Source organism: Rhodoferax sp. GW821-FHT02C08 (assembly GCF_059421805.1).
Genome location: NZ_JBWKVR010000009.1, coordinates 207,912 through 226,264, shown reverse-complemented (window position 1 = coordinate 226,264; position 18,353 = coordinate 207,912). Strand labels below are relative to the sequence as shown.

Below are 18,353 nucleotides of genomic sequence, written 5' to 3'. Positions count from 1 at the left end.
CCCTACCTCCTCAAGAATGAGGAACGCAAACATGCAAATCACGCGCCAGCTCGGGACTTATTCAGCGTTGCCTTAAGTTAACGGCGTTCAGCCAGCGGCCGCAGGTTTTTCAGCATGTCCTGCACCATCGCATCCAGATCGTATTCCGCCTTCCAACTCCAGTCGCTACGTGCGGCCTGGTCGTTGATGGAACGCGGCCAGCTGTCGGCTATCGCTTGGCGGTAGTCGGGTACGCATTCCAGGCTGAAGCCGGGCACGTAGCGGGCAATCGCTTCGGCGATCTGGGCAGGGGTGAAGCTGATGCCGCCCAGGTTGTAGGAGCCGCGCTCACGTATTTTTTCCGCCGGTGCTTCCATCAGTTCCAGTGTGGCACGGATGGCGTCGGGCATGTACATCATGGGCAGGGCGGTGTCGGCGGCCAGGAAGCTGGTGTAGCGACCGTGCTTCAAAGCAGCGTGGAAGATCTCCACCGCATAGTCGGTGGTGCCGCCGCCGGGTGCGGTCTTCCAGCTGATCAGGCCTGGGTAGCGCAGGCTGCGCACGTCCACACCGTGGTTGCGGTGGTACCAGTTGCACCAGCCTTCACCTGCCAGCTTGGAGATGCCGTAGACCGTGCTCGGGTCCATCACCGTGTGCTGTGGTGTGTTGTCACGCGGGGTGCTGGGGCCGAAAGCGGCGATCGAGCTGGGCCAGAACACCTTGTGCAGCTTGTGCGTACGCGCCAGTTCCAGCACGTTCAGCAGGCTTTTCATGTTCAGGTCCCAGGCCCATTGTGGGTGCTGCTCACCGCGTGCCGACAGGGCGGCGGCCAGCAGGTAGACCTGGGTGATGTGGTTGCGCTCCACCACTTCGGTGAGGGCGCCGTTCTCGGTGGCGTCCAGCGTTTCGTGGTGTACGCTGGGCAGGCGGCCCAGTGGTGCCAGATCGCTGGTCACCACGGCCTCCTTGCCGTGGCGCTGCACCAGAGCCTGGGCCAGTTCGGTGCCGATTTGTCCGTTGGCGCCGACGATGAGAATCCGGGTATCCATCAGGTTCCTTTTATTGAATCAGAGTTAATTCGCGCCCGGCCTGGATGAAGGCTGCTACGGCGCGTTCCAGGTCGGCCCGGGTGTGTGCCGCACTGAGCTGCACGCGAATGCGCGCCTGCTCCCGGGGGACCACGGGAAAGAAAAAGCCCACCACGTACACGCCCAGCTCCAGCAGCCGCGCGGCCAGCTTTTGCGCCACCACGGCGTCATAGACCATGATGGGCACGATGGGGTGTTCACCTGGCTTGATGTCGAACCCGGCCTGGGCTATTGCGCTGCGGAAATAGGCGGTATTGTCAGCCAGGGTGTCACGCAAATCGGTGGAGGCCTCGAGTAAATCCAGCACCGCGATCGATGCGCCGACGATGCTGGGGGCTACGGTGTTGGAGAATAGATACGGTCGCGAGCGTTGGCGCAGCAGCTCAATGACTTCGCGCCGTGCGCTGGTGAAGCCGCCGGAGGCTCCGCCCAGCGCCTTGCCCAGGGTGCCGGTGATGATGTCCACTTTACCGAACACACCACGGTACTCGTGCGTGCCCCGTCCGGTTGCGCCGATGAAGCCGCTGGCATGGCATTCGTCCACGCCCAGCAGCGCACCGTACTGGTCGCACAGCTTTCGCATCACGTCCAGCTGGGCGATGGTGCCGTCCATGGAAAACACTCCGTCGGTGAACACCAACACATGCCGTGCGCCATCGGTACGGGCTTGCTGCAGCTGCAGCTCCAGGTCGGCCATATCGTTGTGCGCATAGCGATAGCGCTTGGCCTTGCACAGGCGGATGCCGTCGATGATGGAGGCGTGGTTCAGCGCGTCGCTGATGATGGCGTCCTGCTCGCTCAGCAGGGGTTCGAACAGGCCGCCGTTGGCGTCAAAGGCCGCCGCGTAGAGGATGGTGTCCTCTGTGCCCAGGAATTTGGACAGCCGCGCTTCCAGCGTCTTGTGCAGATCTTGCGTGCCGCAGATGAAGCGCACCGAGCTCAGGCCGTAGCCCCGGTTTTGCAGCGCCTCTGCCGCCGCGGCCACCACCGCCGGGTGGCTGGACAGGCCCAGATAGTTGTTGGCACACAGGTTCAGCACCTCGCGCGCGGAGCCATCGGCCGCCAGGGTTTTCACGCGCGCGCCCTGGGCGCTGGCGATGACCCGCTCGGACTTGTATAAACCGGCAGCGCGGATGCCGTCCAGCTCTTGTTGCAGATGGGCATAAAACGGGGCGGTAGTGGTGCTCATGGCGATCCTTCCGGGTGGGTAGGGTGTGTGTCGGGCACAATGGTGTGTGCAGTAAATTGAAATTGTGCTGTATATCGAACAAAAAATCAATATAGTGGATTAATCTCCTTCCAAAACCATGGTGCAACGTTCTTCCAAAACCACCCCAGCACCGGCCGTTGCGGCCAGCGCCGAGCCGCCCCGCGTAGGCGAGACCCTGGCCGCGCTGCGCCAGGCCCAGGCCTTGTCGCTGGATGCCTTGTCGCGCAAGGCGGGGGTGTCCAAGTCCATGCTGTCGCAAATCGAGCGCGCCCAGGCCAACCCCACGGTAGCTGTGGTCTGGCGCCTGGCGAATGCGCTGGGCGTGCCCCTGGGCGACTTGCTGGGGGCCGCGCCGCCCCCGCCCGAGCCGGCCATCACCGTGGTGCCGGCGCATGCCACGCCTTCATTGCGCAATCCGGATGGGGCGTGTGAGCTGCGCATCCTGGGTCCTATCGAGTTGGCAGGCCAGTTTGAGTGGTATGCGCTGTCTTTACAAGCCGGGGGCGTGTTGGAGTCGCAGGCGCACGAGGCTGGCACGCGCGAGCATCTCACCGTGTTGACGGGGGCTTTGGAGGTGGTGTCTGGCGACGAGCGCCAGCGCCTGAAGCCTGGCGAAACCGCCCGCTATGCGGTGGACCGGCCGCATGCCATCCGCAACCTGGGCAAGGGCGAGGCCACCGCCTGGCTGGTGGTGGTGCATGCCGGATAAGCTATTAAAAGAGTAGCTACTTACGCAGGTAATACCTGCGCTGGAGGCTGTTTTTATGCATAAGGCCGTGCTGCCTTAAACGCCCAGTTCCTTGAACACTTCCTTGGCGGTGCGGAAGCTGTCGATGGCCGCGGGCGCACCGCAGTAGACGGCGGTTTGCAGAAACACTTCCTTGATTTCGTCCTTGCTGACGCCATTGGTCAGCGCGCCGCGCAGGTGCAGCTTGAGCTCGTGCGGGCGGTTCAGCGCGGTCAGCATGGCCAGGTTCAGCAGGCTGCGGGTCTTGCGGTCCAGGCCCGGGCGGTTCCAGATATCGCCCCAGGCGTACTGGGTGACCAGCTCCTGCATGTCGCGGTTGAAGTCGTCGGCGTTCTGGATCGCCGTGTCCACATACTCGGCGCCCAGCACCTCGCGGCGGGTTTTCAGGCCTTGGTCAAACAGCTCTTGGTTCATGGGGGCTCCCGTCATACATAGAAGGATGCACCACTCTACGCGATGTGTTGCTGTAGCCCCTTCACCAGTGCATCAAAGGTGGCGCGGCAGCGCGGGCTGTGGCGCAGGTTCTCGTGCATGGTGATCCAGGTCTCCAGCGGCAGGCTGGCTTGCTCGGGCAATAGCCGCACCAGCTCCGGCTTGCGCCGCGCCAGCGCTACCTGGCAGATGCCGATGCCAGCGCCGGCCTGGATCAGCGCCCAGTGCGCCAGGTCGCTGTCGCTGCGCAGCGCAAAGTTGTCGCGCTGGAATACGCCTTGCAAGGACTTGCCCACACTGCGGATAAACGGGGTTTCGGTGTCGAAGCCGATCAGCGCGTGCTGCGCCAGCTCGGCCAGGCTGCGCGGTGTGCCGTGCTGCTCCAGGTAGCTTTGGTGGGCGTGCAGGCCTAGCTCGACCTCGCCGATGCGGCGCGCCACCAGCAGCTCTTGCTGGGGCCGCAGCATGCGCACGGCAATGTCGGCCTCGCGGTGCAGCAGGTCTTGGACTCGGTTGCTCAGCAGCAGCTCGATCTTCAAGTCGGGGTACTGTGTGCGCAGGCGGGTCAGGATGGGCGGCAGCACCTCCACACCAATGATCTCGCTGGCCGTGACGCGCACCGTGCCGCGTACACCTTCGCCCTGGCTGGCAGCGGTGCGCTGCAGGGCGGCCGCCGTGCTGGCCATGGCTTCGGCGTCGCTGCGCAGTGCCAGTGCGGCCTCGGTGGGCAGCAGCCCGGCCTGCGAGCGGGTGAACAAGGGCAGCCTCAAGGCCTTTTCCAGCGCGGCGATATGCCGGCCCACCGTCGGCTGGGCCACGCCCAGCGCGCGGGCGGCGCCGGACAGCGAGCCTTCTTGCAAGACGCCTAAAAACGAGCGGTAGAGTTCCCAGCCAATATCGGTTGCCATGCATAAATGTATAGCCGGTGGTGCATGTTGGGCAATTCCATTTGAATGCCGCTGCTTCCAGAATCGCCCCATCCCTACTTTTTTGGAGCATCTCATGGACAACAAGCAGACGGTTTTGGTCCTCGGCGCAACCGGTGGCATCGGCGGCGAAATGGCCCGCCAATTGCGCGACGCCGGCTGGACGGTACGCGCCATGCAGCGCAGCGTGCCGGCGGCCGGCGAGACAAAGGACGGCATCCACTGGCTGCGTGGCGACGCCATGCAGCGGGCCGATGTGCTGGCCGCGGCCCAGGGCTGCAGCGTCATCGTGCATGCGGTGAACCCGCCCGGCTACCGCCGCTGGGCCGAGCTGGTGCTGCCCATGCTGGACAACAGCATCGCTGCTGCCAAGGCGGAGCGCGCCACCATCGTGCTGCCCGGCACGGTCTACAACTACGGGCCGGATGCATTCCCGCTGCTGACCGAGACCGCACCCCAGCAGCCGCTGACGCGCAAGGGCGCGATCCGGGTGGCGCTGGAGCAGCGCTTGCAGGCCGCCAGCCAGCAGGGCGCGCGGGTGCTGATCGTGCGGGCTGGCGACTTCTTTGGTCCGCAGGCCGGTAACAACTGGTTTGCCCAGGGCCTGGTCAAGCCGGGCCGGGCGGTGCGCAGCGTCAGCAACCCAGGCCGCGTCGGCGTGGGCCACCAGTGGGCTTATCTACCGGACGTGGCCCGCACCATGGTTGCCTTGCTGGCGCGGCGTGACAGCCTGGACGCATTTGCCAGCTTCCATTTCGGTGGCCACTGGGATGCCGATGGCAGCCAGATGGCCCAGGCGATTTGTCGTGTGGTGGCCCGGCGCAGTGGTGTCACTCCCCGTGTGGCGGCTTTCCCGTGGTGGTTGATGCGGCTGGCCGCTCCCTTCGTGGTGACGCTGCGCGAGTTGCAAGAGATGCGCTACCTGTGGCAGCAGCCTGTGCGCTTGGACAATGCCAAGCTGGTGGCGGCGCTGGGGCGCGAGCCGCATACCGCGCTGGACGCGGCGGTAGAGGCGACGCTGGAGGGCTTGGGCTGCCTGCCAGCGCAGCAGGTTCAGCCAGGTTTGCTATTGAATCAATAGCTGCCTGCGCAGGTGGATTCTGCGCTGGGGCCTGATTTTCTATAAATTTCTGCCAGCACTTGCCAAGTGCTAGGTATAGCGTTTGTTGCGCAGATTGTTTTTGATCTCTTGCAGCTTAGGCTGCAGGTGCTCGCTGCCTATGCGCAGGGCGACGCAGGTAGCTAGGATGTCGATGATCATCAGGTGCAGCAGGCGCGACACCATGGGGCTGTAGCGCTCGAAGCCCTCGGGGTGGTTGGCGGCCAGGTGTACGTGGCCGGCCGAGGCCAGCGGCGAGCCGCTGGTAGTGATGACGATGGTGGTGGCGCCGTTCTTGCGCGCGATGTCGCAGGCGTCCATCAGGTCGCGGGTACGGCCCGAGTTGGAGATGATCACCACGCAGTCGCCCGTGCCCAGCATGGAGGCGCTCATCACCTGCATATGGCCGTCGCTGTAGGCGATGGCGTTCACGCCCAGGCGGAAGAACTTGTGCTGCGCATCCTGCGCCACGATGCCGGAGTTGCCAGCGCCGTAGAACTCGATGCGCTTGCCGGTCTGGTAGGTGGCGGCCAGGATCTCGGCGGCCTTTTCCAGTGCGCTGGTGCTGGCCTCGTTGCGGTACTTCAGAAAGGCAGCGACGGTGTTGTCGATGACCTTGACCATCACGTCGCTGGTTTTGTCGTCTGTGTCCACGCTGCGGTGGATGAAGGGCACGCCTTCGCTTACGCTGCCGGCCAGCTTCAGCTTGAAGTCGCTCAGCCCGTCATAGCCCATGCTGCGGCAGAAGCGCACCACGGTGGGCTTGCTGACGTGGGCCCGGTCGGACAGCTCGCTCACCGGCAGGTTGGCGAATGCGCGTGGGTCGGTCAGCACCAGCTTGCCCACGCGCTGCTCGGCGGGGGCAAGAGAGGACAACGAGGCTCTGATTCTGTCTAGCATAGGTTGGCGGTCGGGGCGGACCTTAGGTGAGATACCGTGGAACCGGCTTTGCCGGACCACTGGTATCGCCCCCTGTAGGGGGTTGGCGAAAGCGACTTGCGTCCTCGGCCCTTTGGGCCGATTCCAGGGGAGTGCGCGAAGCCTGGGGGGGAATCACGATTCTTCGCTCCAGCAGAAGCCGTCGCGTGCGATCATGGCGCTGGAGGCGCTGGGGCCCCAGGTGCCGGCGTTGTAGGGGCGTGGGCCGGCGGCATCGTTCTTCCAGTGTTCGATGATGGGCTCGACCCAACGCCAGGCTTCTTCCTGCTCGTCGCTGCGGACGAACAGGTTCAGGCGGCCATCCAGCACGTCCAGCAGCAGGCGTTCGTAGGCGCCCACGCGTTCCGAGCCGAAACGTTTGTCAAAGTCCAGGTCCAGCTGCACGGGTGCCAGCGACTGGCTGGCGGCGCGGCTGCGGTTGCCCTGGGCCTGGGCCAGCAGGTGCAGCTCCAGTCCGTCCTTGGGTTGCAGATTGATCACCAGGCGGTTGGCGGCGCCCACCGGGGCGTTGAAGATCGGGTGCGGCGTGGGCTGGAAGTTGACCACGATGTGCGCATCACGGCCATGCAGGCGCTTGCCGGTGCGGATATAGAAGGGCACACCGGCCCAGCGCCAGTTGGCGATCTCGGTGCGCAGGGCGACAAAGGTTTCGGTCTGACTGTCGGGGCTGACGCCTACTTCTTCGCGGTAGCCCGGCACGTTCATGCCGCCTGCCGAGCCCGCGGCATATTGGCCGCGGATGACGTGCTGCGACAGGGTTTCAGGCGTCCAGGGCTTGAGCGAGCGCAGCACCTTGAGCTTTTCATCACGGATGGCGTCGGCGCCAGAGTTGATGGGCGGCTCCATGCCGATCGCGCACAGCAGCTGCAGCGCGTGGTTTTGCACCATGTCGCGCAGGGCGCCGGTGTTCTCGTAGAAGGCGCCGCGTTTTTCCACGCCCAGGTCTTCGGCAATGGTGATCTGGATGTTGGCGATGTGCGCGCGCTTCCACAGCGGTTCGAACAAGGCATTGCCAAAACGCATGGCAAACAGGTTCTGCACCGAAGGTTTGCCCAGGTAGTGGTCGATGCGGAAAACCTGGTTTTCCTTGAAGCAGCGGCCCACGGTTTCGTTGATGGCGCGGTTCGAGGCCAGGTCGTGGCCCAGCGGCTTTTCCAGCACGATGCGGGTCTTGTCGCTGTTCAGCCCGGCGGCGGCCAGTTGTTCGCAGACGGTGGTGAACAAGGCTGGCGCGGTCGCGACATACATCACCACCGAGTCGGCATTGCGGTCATGCAGCACTTGGGCCAGGGTGGCGTAGTCGTTGGGCTTGGACAGATCCATGCGCTGGAATTCCAGCAGCGCGGCAAAGCGGTCGAACTCCTCGGCGTTCGGGCGCTTGGCGCCTTCCACGCTATTGAAACGGGACTGGATCAGCTCGCGGTACTGGGCGTGGCTCAAGTCATCGCGGCCTACGCCAATGATGCGGCCGCCTTCGGGCAGGGTGCCGTGGCGGAAGGACTGGAACAGGGCGGGCATCAGTTTGCGCCAGGCAAGGTCGCCGGTGCCGCCAAAAAGGACTAGGTCAAAGCTCATGGGGTTGCATCCAAAATGATTTCCGCAATGTAACTTAGTTTCATGTTTCTGCAAATGCGGCGCTGAAAAATACTTTTACTGGTGTTGCAGCTTGGTACTTTCCCGGTTGTGCAGCAGATAAACTGGGGTCTAAGCTGGGTTGGTAACCTTGTTACTCCGCCTGGGGCTGTACTTGCCGGCCTTGCGGGTAAGGTTTCGTAACCTAAAAGATGTCCCTGGTGGGAGCTAGGGACGGTTTTGTTTGTACCATTCGACTGTTGGCGTCGCCTGCGGCGCCCGCTGGTTCAGCGAATAGAGCCTGTTATCCGCAGGCATTGGCAATCGACGCGCATGCCTGGCCGGTACGCGTGCATTTCACCTTTAACGGCAACACACTCCTATGTTCCAACTCGATTCCCTCAAGCAGTTCACTACCGTGGTGGCCGATACCGGCGACTTCAAGCAGCTCGGCGTATTCCTGCCTACCGACGCCACCACCAACCCGTCGCTGATCCTCAAGGCAGTGCAAAAGGCCGACTACCAGCCACTGCTGGCCGAGGCCGTGGCCAAGTACCGTGGCCGCCCGCTGGACGAGATCACCGACCGCCTGATCGTGCGCTTTGGCTGCGAAATTCTGTCCATCGTGCCTGGCCGCGTGTCTACCGAAGTCGATGCGCGCCTGAGCTTTGATACGGCCGCCACCGTGGCCCGCGGCAAGCGCCTGATCGAGATGTATGCGTCCGAGGGCATTGCCAAGGAACGTATCCTGATCAAGGTCGCGTCCACCTGGGAGGGCATCCAGGCCGCAGCCGAGCTGGAAAAAGCCGGTATCCGCACCAACCTCACGCTGCTGTTCAGCTTTGCCCAGGCCGTGGCCTGCGGCCAGGCCAAGGTGCAACTGATCTCTCCCTTTGTCGGCCGCATTTACGACTGGTACAAGAAGACAGCCGGCGCGGCCTGGGTGGAGGCCGACAACGCTGAGGCCAAAGACCCTGGTGTGATCTCGGTGCGCAATATCTACAACTACTACAAGCACTTCGGTATCAAGACCGAGGTCATGGGTGCGAGCTTCCGCAACGTCGGCCAGATCACGGCGCTGGCCGGTTGCGACCTGCTGACCATCAGCCCAGACCTGCTGGCCCAACTGGCCCAGGCAGATGCGCCGTTGAGCCGCGCGCTGGACGTCAAAGCCGCCCAGGCTATGGAACTGCAGGAAGTCAAGCTGGACGAGGCGGCTTTCCGTTTCGCCCTGAACCAGGACGCCATGGCTACCGAAAAGCTGGCCGAAGGTATCCGCGGTTTTGTGGCCGACGCCATCAAGCTTGACCAACTGCTGCAAGCCGCTTGAGCCAAGAAAGCCCCTGACATGGACGCATTGAACCGCCCCCGTTGTGACGCCGTGCCCGCCTGGACCCAGCTCCAGGCCCAGTTTGAAAAGTCTGGTGCCGCGCTGGACCTGCGCCAGGCATTTGCCGCCGACCCGCAACGCTTCGAGGCATTCAGCCAGGACGCGCCCTATGTGTTTGCGGATCTGTCGAAGAACCGCATCGACGCCGTGACGGAGAACCTGCTGTTCAACCTGGCACGCCAGTGCGGGGTGGAGCAGTACCGCGACGCCATGTTTGCGGGCGAAAAGATCAACACCACCGAAGGCCGGGCGGTGATGCACTTTTTATTAAGAAAAAGTGCTGTAGCGCAGGGAGAATCTGCGCCAGCTGCTATCAAAAATGAACTAGCCGAGGTGCATGCCACGCTGGACGCCATGCTGGGCTTTGCCGAAAAAGTGCGTGCCGACGCGGCCATCACCGACGTGGTCAACATCGGCATTGGCGGCTCCGACCTGGGCCCGCTGATGGCCACGCTGGCGCTGGACTCCTTTGCCACGCCCACCAAGCGTATGCACTTTGTGTCCAATGTGGATGGCCACGAGCTGGCCGCACTGCTGCCGCGTTTGAAGGTGGAGAGCACGCTGTTTCTCATCGCCTCCAAGACCTTCACCACTACCGAGACCATGACCAACGCCCGTTCGGCCAAGGCCTGGTTCGAGGCGCAGGGCGGGACCGACACGGCGCGCCACTTTGCAGCGTTGACCACCAATGTGGCGGCGGCCAACAGCTTTGGCATCAGCACCACCTTTGGCTTCTGGGACTGGGTGGGCGGCCGCTATTCCATGTGGTCGGCGATCGGCCTGCCGATTGCCATCGCCATTGGCGCGGGCCACTTCCGCGACTTTCTTGCCGGTGCACAGGCCATGGACGAGCATTTCCGCACCGCCCCCATGGAGCAGAACCTGCCCATACGCCTGGGTTTGCTGGACGTGTGGTATCGCAACTTTCACGGCTTCACCAGCCGCAGCATCGCGCCGTACCACAGTGCGCTGCGCCGTCTGCCGGCCTATCTGCAGCAGCTGGAGATGGAGAGCAACGGCAAGCAGGTGGACCAGCAGGGCCGCAAGCTGCCGTTCGATACCTGTCCAGTGCTGTGGGGCGAGCCTGGCACCAATGGCCAGCATGCTTACTTCCAGATGTTGCACCAGGGCACGGATGTGGTGCCGGTCGAATTTGTCGCCGTGAAAAAACCGCGCCACAGCCTGCCGGGCCACCACAACACCTTGCTTGCCAATGTGGTTGCGCAGGCCCAGGCCTTGATGGTGGGCAAGGAAGATGCCGGCGGCCACCGCAACTTCCCGGGCAACCGGCCCAGCACCTTCTTGCTGCTGGACGACCTGACGCCCGCCAGCTTCGGCGCGCTGATTGCGCTGCAGGAGCACCGTGTGTTCGTCAGCGGTGCGCTGTGGGGCATCAACAGTTTCGACCAGTGGGGCGTGGAGCTGGGCAAGGTGCTTGCCAAGGACATCGAGCCCCGGCTGCAGTCGGGCGACGTGGCGGGGCTGGACAGCTCTACCGCCGGTTTGCTGAACCGGCTGCGCTGAATCTCTTTCCCGGTTACAGCGCGGCGCAGAGCTGCTGGAACCGGGCTTCCAGATTGCGGGTGAACAGTGCAGTGTCGAACAGCACGCCGTGTTCACGCTCGCCTTGCAAATGCGTGCGCAGGGCGGCGCAGGCCTCGGGATTGTTGGCCAGCGCGACCGCCTTTTCTTCGTAATCCTGCAGGTTGTAAGTGACCAACTGCTCCAGCTTGGCGGCGGTCAGCAGTGCGCCAGCCATGCGCGAGGCAAAGGCGCGGCCGCAGTAGGTCAGCACTGGCAGGCCCATCCACAGCGCGTCATTGGCCGTAGTGCCGGCGTTGAACGGAAAGGTGTCTAAAAACAGATCCGCCACGGTGTAGCGTGCCAGGTAGTTTTCGGGGGAGACGCGGGGGGCAAAGTACAGCCGGTCTGGCGCGATGCCCCGGGCCTGCGCTTCACGCCGTAGATTGGCCTCGGCCCAGGGGTTGTCCGATAGCAGCCACAGCAGGCTGCCGGGCGTGCGCTGCAGGATGCGCATCCACGTATCGAACACTTCGGGTGTGTATTTGTAATTGTTGTTCAGCGAGCAAAACACAAAGCCCTGGACGGGCAGGCCACAGGCCTCGCGGCTGGGCAGCGGGCCGACGCCGCGCTTGCGGTCGCTGACCTGGTAGACGTCCGGCATGTACAACGGCTTTTCCGAGTAGTACGGGGCGATGTTTTCCGGGATCAGGAAACGGTCGGCAATCACATAGTCTATGGACGGCAGGCCGGTGCTTGCTGGCAAGCCAAGGTAGGTAACTTGTATGGGCGCCGGGCGGTAGGCCAGCATATTGGCCCGTGCGCCGGAGGTCTGGCCCTGCAGGTCCACCAGGATGTCGATTTCATGGCTGCGTATCAGCTGGGCAGCGGCTTCGTCGCTGAGCTTGTCTATGCGGATGAAGTGGTCCATGGCGCTGATCACCCGCTGGCGCATGGCCGAGCCGTCTTCTGGGCTCCAGCAGAAGCCATAGACCTCGAAATGGGTGCGGTCGTGCAGCTCGAACAGCTCGGCGGTGAGCAGGGACACCGGGTGCATGCAAAAGTCTGAAGATACGTAGGCAATACGCAGCTTGCCGTGGCCGTAGCGGGTGCTGGGCGCCAGCTTGGGTACGTCGGATATGACCTTTTTGCTGACGAAGCGGCGCGCGGCCTGCAGCTGAACCACCGGGTCGTCGGTCACGCTCAGCATGGCCAGGGTGGAGGTCGATTCCTGCATGAGGGCGTTGCTGATGTCTTTCAGCGGGGCATAGACCGGCCACAGGCATTGCTTCTGGCGCAGATGCACCCAGTGGTGCACTGCGTCTGGCTGGTTCGGGTCGAGCTCCAGGCTGCGCTCCAGGAACTGCATGGCTTCCTGGAATTGCTTCTGGGTGTCCAGCACCCGCCCTAGATTGTTCAGCGCCATGATGAGGTAGGGGCGGTTGTCGGCGGAGCTGGGCGGCACGTTCTGCGCCACCCAGCGCCATTCCAGCAAGGCCTTGTCCACCTGGCCCATGCGCTCCAATAGCATGCCCAGGTTCAAGCGGGGTGGCACGAAGGGTGGGGCGAGTTCAATGGCCCGCTGGTAGGCGGTTTGTGCGCCGGGCAGGTCGTTTTCGTTGGACAGCGACACGCCCAGATTGAAGTTGACTGCATGGGCGTAGGGCGAGTCGTTGCGGCTGAGCCAGGTTTGGTAGAGCACGATGGCAAGGGGTGCGTGTTTCTGTGCCTCCAGCTGCGAGGTGCAATCTATCAGCTCCGGAAACGTCAGTTCACGTTTCCAGGCGCGTAAAACCGCAGACGCAAATTTCTCTTCCATCGTCATTCCATGCAGCCCTTAAATACCAATTAAAAATCATAGTACCTTAGGGGCAAATCGAGACTTGACTCCTGGCAAATGCACCTGTTTTGAGGTTCACTTCGCCCGTAACGACGGCCCAAGCTGCCGTAATAATCTGGAAACTTCCAGCGACTCCCACGCGTATTGCCACCATGTTCAGGGTCACCCTATTGTTTGCTGCCGCACTTTTGGTGGCATGCTCGCAAACGTCGGAATTCCACCGGCCGACCTTGCCCGTGCCCAACGCCTGGCCCGGGGCGACCGGCGGTGACAGCCCGCATGCGGCAGCCAAGACGCATTGGCGTGCATTCTTTTCGGACCCCGAGTTACAGACACTGATAGAGACGGCGCTACAGAACAACCGCGATTTACGCATTGCTGCCGCGCGAGTGGCAGAAGCCCGCGCGCAGTACGGCTTTGTCAAGGCAGACCAGTTGCCCACGGTGAATTTGCTGGGGTCGGGTAATGACACCCGTACGCCAGCCGAGTTGACCGGTGACGGTGTAAAGGCGAATGGGCGGCGTTTTGACCTGTCTCTGTCCAGCGTGTCTTATGAATTGGACTTTTGGGGGCGGTTGGCGAATCTGTCCGAAGCGGCCCGGACCAGCTATTTGGCCACCGAGGAGGCGCAGCGGGCGGTGCAGCTGTCTTTGATCTCCGATATCGCGACATCGTATTTCATGCTTTTGCATACCAAAGAGTTGATGGAGCTGACGCGCTCTACGCTGGATTTGCGCGAGCAATCCCTGGCTTTGATCTCCAAAGGCAAAGACCTGGGGAGTATGGATGACTACGTCTTTCAGCAAGCCGAGGGCGTGGTGCAGACTACGCGTTCCTCATTGGCGGAGATAGAGCACCAGCATACGCTGGCGGCAAACCGCCTGAATCTGCTGTTGGGCAAGGTGGTGGACCCCTTGCCGGAAACGGGGTCGCTGCAAGCACAGGGCCTGGACACCGCGCTGGCTCCAGGTTTGCCGGCGGACGTTTTGTTGCTGCGGCCCGACGTGATGTCGGCCGAACAACGGTTGCTGGCGGCCCATGCGAACATCGATGCAGCGAGGGCGGCATTTCTGCCCAAGATTACGCTGACGGCCAGCCTGGGGGTGGCCAGCCAAGGGCTGTTCAGCCTGTTCAGCGGCGGGGCTTGGGCGTTTCAGCCTTTGATGTCGTTGCCTATTTTTGACGGCGGGCGTACGGCTGCAGGCCTGGATATAGCGCAGGCGCGTAAGGTGATTGCGGTGGCGGAGTATGAAAAGACCATACAACAGGCGTTTCGCGAGGTGGCCGATTTGCTGTCTGCCCGTGCCGCCCTGTCTCGGCAGCTGCAGGCCTCCCTGGCCAATATGAAAGCCCAGAGTCAGAGGCTTCATATCGCTGAAGCCCGCTTCAATGCTGGCGTGGTCGGGTATTTGGAGGTGCTGGATGCGCAACGCGATATTGTCGCGGCGCAGCAGGCGACTGCACTGGTGCGCCGCCAGCAGTTGGAGTCGGCGGCCCAGTTGTACAAAGCCCTGGGCGGTGGAGCTGCGGCATGAGGTTCTCGATCTATTTGCACCCAGGGCGTGGAGGCGTATGGCGCTGAGAAGCCCTGCCTATGAGAAGCGTACTTTCATCAACACGCTCAAGTCTGCACGGTTCGGGCTGCGGGAGGCGCAGTACGAAGTAGGACTGATGTATGCCAATGGCATTGGGGTGGAGCAGGATTTTGAGCAGGCCATCCACTGGATCATGCAGTCGTCAGAGCGCGGCTATGCGGCGGCGCAATACCTGCTGGCAACCCGTTATGCCAGCGGAGTGGGTATAGGCCAGGACAACTACAAGGCGGCGGTCTGGTTTCAAAAGGCGGGTGAGCAAGGGCACGCCAAAGCCCTTTACCGCTTGGCCAGACTGTATGCGGCAGGCTCCCAGGAGCTATCGCACCAAAGCATGGCTAGGGCCGCAGAGCAGGGTCTGGCGGAAGCCCAATATGCACTGGGTGTGCAGTTCGCCTCCGGCAGGGGAACCAGGAAAGATGAAAAACAGGCGGCGTACTGGCATGGCCTGGCGGCCGAGCAAGGGCTGGCGTCTGCCCAGTGCGCGCTGGCAGATCTGTTGGCCAGTGCCACGGATGGTTCCCAGGATATGGAGGCGGCGCTGTTTTGGTACCGCCGTGCGGTTCAGCAAAGCTCTCCTGTTGCACAAGTTGCGTTGGAATACTTGGATGCCAGTGGCCTGGGCCGAACCAAAACGCGTGGTCGAGGGCGGCCCAAACCTCCTGGGCCGGAGCGCAGGCAAGCGGGCGGCCAGTGGGTTGAGGCGGCGGAGGCTGGTGATGCCAATGTGCAGTACCACCTGGGGCTGATGTATGACCTGGGCCTGGGCATCCAGAAAGATCTGGGGCAGGCTGAGGTGTGGTATCTCTCCGCCGCAAGACAGGACGATGTTCGCGCGCAATTGGCGCTGGCTAAGCTGTATGAACACAACGAGGACAAGCAGGCCCTGCCCTGGTACCACAAGGCCGCCGAGCATGGCGATATGGAGGCGCAGTTTGCCCTGGGGCGTCGTTATTGTTCCGGGCAGGACGTAGAACAAGATTTTTTTGCTGGCGTCTCCTGGTACACCCAGGCAGCGCAGGCCGGACACGCGCATGCTTTGCTGACCTTGGGTAGTTTGTTCAGCAATGGTTTGGAGCATGTGGCTGCCGCCTGTTTTAAGCGGGTTGCGGAGCAAGGCGATGCCGAAGCCCAGTTCCAACTGGGACAGCAATATGCGTCCGGCAAGGGGGTTGAGCAGGATGTGCATAAGGCGTTTTTCTGGTGCCGGCGGTCCGCGGAGCAAGGTCATGCGCAGGCCCAGTGCGCATTGGGCAGCATGTATCTAAAGGGGCTTGGAGCTGAAAAAGACTTTGAACTGGCTTTTTCCTGGTACCAGAAAGCGGCTGAACAGGGGGATGCCAAGGCGCAATGGAATCTGGGCTCCTTGTATGCCAGCGGCGGGGGCGAGGTCAAACGCAACCTGCGGCAAGCTTTTATTTGGTGTCAAAAAGCAGCGGACCAGGGCTTTGCGGCGGCGCAGTCGACCTTGGGTGTGCTGTATGCGTTGACCAAGAAGCCTGAGCAGGCAGTGCTCTGGTGGAGCAAGGCAGCAGAGCAGCAAGATCCCGAAGCCCAGTACAACCTGGCATTGATGTACAGCAAGGGTGAGGGTGTGGAAAAAAATGCCGAGCAGGCGTTTTACTGGTTGCATGAGGCCGCGCAGCAAGGCGTACCTAGTGCGCAATCTCGGCTGGGGCTTTTGTATGCAATCGGCGAGGGGGTTGCTGCAGACCCGATAGAGGCCCACAAATGGTTCGTGGTCGCGGCGTCTGGTGGGGATGCTGCTGCGCTTGCAAATCAGAAGCGTTCAGAGTCGCAATTGAGTCCGGCCCAGGCTCAAGAAGGTCAACGGCGTGCAAAAGAGCACACAAAACGAGGTATATCAAATTGCATTTCTGTATCGTAAAGTTACATAATGTTGCGAATCGTGAAGTTCGGCGTGAGGCGGGCTTGCCGAGAGGGTAACCACCAAGTTTTTTGTCTTTGGCTGGCTATTTCTATGTTTCCAAAGGTTAAATTTTTTTATTCAACCCGGGCTAAAGTTGCCAGGAAACATGTCGAAAAGAAAAGATATGTGTCAAAGCGCAACTTGTGTTCCATGGCTTTTAGGGCCTGAAAACACCTGGTTGAGTTGCTTGAGAGACGGGGTGGACGCCTGGTTGGGGTGCCACTCTTCAAAATCATTGTGCTGACATCCCGGTGTCGAAGGGTTGAAAAATGAGTATTGTTACTGGTCTAACCACGGCGCAAATTGCAGCCTTAACGACGTTCCAGATCCAATCGCTGGGAACCAGTGACATCGTTGCGCTAACCACGGCACAAGTCGGTGCCCTCACGACCGACCAGATCGTGGCGCTGAAAACTTCTCAGATTTCGGTGTTGACGACTGCAGATATCGCGGCCTTGACGACGACCCAGGTGGCGGCAATCGAAACGATTGACATCGCTGCTCTGAAGACGTCCCAAATTGCCGCGTTGACTACTGCGGCAGTGGTGGCGCTGACTACCAACCAGATCCAGGCAGTGACCACGGCCAGCATTGCGGCACTGACCACAAGCCAAGTAACGGCGCTGACCACCAACCAGATCGTGGCTTTGACGACTGGTCAAGTATCTTCCCTGACCACTTCTAGCGTTGCGGCGCTCACGACCAACCAGGTCGTGGCGATCGAAACGGCGGACGTTGCAGTTCTGAAGACGGCTCAGATCGCTGCGTTGAGCACCAACAGCGTTGCTGCGCTGACGACCAACCAGATCCAGGCCGTAGCTACGTCGGGCATAGCCGCCTTGAGTACTGCTCAGGTTGTTGCCTTGACCACCAATCAGGTCGTTGCTTTGACGACTGGCCAAGTATCCTCGTTGACAACGACCGGGGTTGCTGCTCTCACGACGAATCAGATCGTAGCGATAGAGACAGTGGACATTGCTGCTCTGAAGACCAGCCAGATCGCTGCATTGAGCACGAATAGCGTTGCTGCACTGACGACCAATCAAATCCAGGCTGTAACCACCGCAAGTGTGGCTGCCTTGAGCACGGCGCAGGTGGTTGCATTGACCACCAACCAAGTGGTCGCCTTGACGACAGGTCAAGTAACTTCACTGAGTACAGGGCAAGTTGCGGCTTTGACTACCAACCAGGTTGTAGCCATTGAGACTGTAGATCTTGCTGCGCTCAAGACCAGCCAGATCGTGGCGCTGACGACCGGTCAAGTGTCATCTTTGACGACCAATCAGATCGTAGCGTTGACGACAGGCCAGGTTGCATCATTGACCACCTCGGGTATTGCCGCATTGACGACTAACCAGGTCGCCGCGATTGAAACTGTAGATATTGCTGCATTGGGTACCGGCCAGATCGTAGCCCTGAATACATCGCAAGTTACCGCGCTGACGACCAATCAGATTGTTGCATTGACGACCAGCCAGGTATCTTCCCTGACGACGTCCAGTGTTGCAGCGCTTACCACGAACCAGGTTGTGGCGATTGAGACGGCGGACATTGCTGCGCTGAAGACCAGTCAGATCGTTGCGTTGAGCACTAACAGCGTTGCCGCGTTGACGACTAATCAGGTGCAAGCTGTAACTACAGCGGGTGTGGCTGCCTTGAACACGGCACAAGTGGTCGCGTTGACCACTAATCAGATTGTCGCCTTGACTACGGGTCAAGTGTCCTCGTTGACAACAAGCAGTGTTGCCGCGCTGACGACCAACCAAGTGGTTGCGATTGAGACGGTGGATGTGGCTGCGCTAAAAACGAGCCAAATTGCGGCGCTGAGCACCAACAGCATTGCCGCGTTGACCACCAACCAGATCCAGGCCGTGACCACGGCCGGAATCGCTGCTTTGACCACCGGTCAAACGGTGGCGTTGACGACCAACCAAGTAGTCGCTTTGACGACAGCCCAGGTCCCTGCTTTAACCTCTACGAATGTGGCGGTCTTGACTACGTCGCAGGCAGTTGCGATAGAGACAGTGGATGTAGCGGCGCTGAAGACCAGCCAGATCGTTGCCTTGACGACGGCCCAGGTTGCAGCG

14 protein-coding genes are annotated in these 18,353 nt (G+C 61.7%); 7 read left to right on the top strand and 7 right to left on the bottom strand.

The annotated features are described in order from the left end of the window. Positions 1-77: 77 nt before the first annotated feature. Both AC07VY_RS13730 and kbl read right to left on the bottom strand, forming a co-directional pair. Positions 78-1,028: an NAD-dependent epimerase/dehydratase family protein gene (locus AC07VY_RS13730; protein ID WP_495097906.1), complete on the bottom strand. Its 951-nt coding sequence runs from the start codon at positions 1,026-1,028 to the stop codon at positions 78-80. Between the two features lie 10 nt (positions 1,029-1,038). Then, positions 1,039-2,256, bottom strand: coding sequence for a glycine C-acetyltransferase (gene kbl, locus AC07VY_RS13725; protein ID WP_495097907.1), 1,218 nt, complete (start codon positions 2,254-2,256; stop codon positions 1,039-1,041). Positions 2,257-2,374: 118 nt separating this feature from the next. On the opposite strand from kbl, the gene AC07VY_RS13720 reads away from it, so the two are divergent. After that, entirely contained in the window at positions 2,375-2,986 is a 612-nt protein-coding gene (locus AC07VY_RS13720) for a helix-turn-helix domain-containing protein (protein ID WP_495075968.1), read from the top strand. Positions 2,987-3,061: 75 nt separating this feature from the next. Here AC07VY_RS13720 and pcaC read toward each other — a convergent pair whose 3' ends face one another. Both pcaC and AC07VY_RS13710 read right to left on the bottom strand, forming a co-directional pair. Next, positions 3,062-3,439: a 4-carboxymuconolactone decarboxylase gene (gene pcaC / locus AC07VY_RS13715; RefSeq protein WP_495097908.1), complete on the bottom strand. Its 378-nt coding sequence runs from the start codon at positions 3,437-3,439 to the stop codon at positions 3,062-3,064. A gap of 35 nt (positions 3,440-3,474) precedes the next feature. Next, positions 3,475-4,365 carry a LysR family transcriptional regulator gene (locus AC07VY_RS13710; RefSeq protein WP_495097909.1) on the bottom strand — a complete coding sequence of 297 codons (891 nt, stop codon included), beginning with the start codon at positions 4,363-4,365 and terminating at the stop codon, positions 3,475-3,477. A 94-nt stretch (positions 4,366-4,459) separates the two neighbouring features. On the opposite strand from AC07VY_RS13710, the gene AC07VY_RS13705 reads away from it, so the two are divergent. Beyond that, positions 4,460-5,464, top strand: coding sequence for an SDR family oxidoreductase (locus tag AC07VY_RS13705; protein ID WP_495097910.1), 1,005 nt, complete (start codon positions 4,460-4,462; stop codon positions 5,462-5,464). Positions 5,465-5,533: 69 nt separating this feature from the next. Here the strand turns inward: AC07VY_RS13705 and AC07VY_RS13700 are convergent, their stop codons facing one another. Both AC07VY_RS13700 and zwf read right to left on the bottom strand, forming a co-directional pair. Beyond that, entirely contained in the window at positions 5,534-6,382 is an 849-nt protein-coding gene (locus AC07VY_RS13700; RefSeq protein ID WP_495075965.1) for a MurR/RpiR family transcriptional regulator, read from the bottom strand. 153 nt (positions 6,383-6,535) lie between these two features. After that, positions 6,536-7,996, bottom strand: coding sequence for a glucose-6-phosphate dehydrogenase (gene zwf, locus AC07VY_RS13695; protein ID WP_495097911.1), 1,461 nt, complete (start codon positions 7,994-7,996; stop codon positions 6,536-6,538). A 379-nt stretch (positions 7,997-8,375) separates the two neighbouring features. Between zwf and tal the strand changes: the two genes are divergently transcribed. Continuing rightward, positions 8,376-9,323: a transaldolase gene (gene tal, locus AC07VY_RS13690; RefSeq protein WP_495097912.1), complete on the top strand. Its 948-nt coding sequence runs from the start codon at positions 8,376-8,378 to the stop codon at positions 9,321-9,323. A gap of 18 nt (positions 9,324-9,341) precedes the next feature. Then, on the top strand, positions 9,342-10,907 hold the full coding sequence (pgi, locus tag AC07VY_RS13685; protein WP_495097913.1) for a glucose-6-phosphate isomerase: 1,566 nt from the start codon (positions 9,342-9,344) through the stop codon (positions 10,905-10,907). Between the two features lie 13 nt (positions 10,908-10,920). On the opposite strand, the gene AC07VY_RS13680 is transcribed toward pgi, so the two are convergent. Continuing rightward, on the bottom strand, positions 10,921-12,723 hold the full coding sequence (locus AC07VY_RS13680) for an O-linked N-acetylglucosamine transferase, SPINDLY family protein (protein ID WP_495097914.1): 1,803 nt from the start codon (positions 12,721-12,723) through the stop codon (positions 10,921-10,923). 173 nt (positions 12,724-12,896) lie between these two features. Between AC07VY_RS13680 and AC07VY_RS13675 the strand changes: the two genes are divergently transcribed. The 3 genes from AC07VY_RS13675 to AC07VY_RS13665 form a co-directional block, all read left to right on the top strand. Further along, positions 12,897-14,279, top strand: a complete 1,383-nt coding sequence (locus AC07VY_RS13675) for an efflux transporter outer membrane subunit (RefSeq protein WP_495097915.1) — start codon at positions 12,897-12,899, stop codon at positions 14,277-14,279. 37 nt (positions 14,280-14,316) lie between these two features. Next, positions 14,317-16,224 carry an SEL1-like repeat protein gene (locus AC07VY_RS13670; RefSeq protein ID WP_495097916.1) on the top strand — a complete coding sequence of 636 codons (1,908 nt, stop codon included), beginning with the start codon at positions 14,317-14,319 and terminating at the stop codon, positions 16,222-16,224. A gap of 311 nt (positions 16,225-16,535) precedes the next feature. Continuing rightward, a partial coding sequence (locus AC07VY_RS13665) for a beta strand repeat-containing protein (protein ID WP_495097917.1) occupies positions 16,536-18,353 on the top strand: 1,818 nt, incomplete at its 3' end.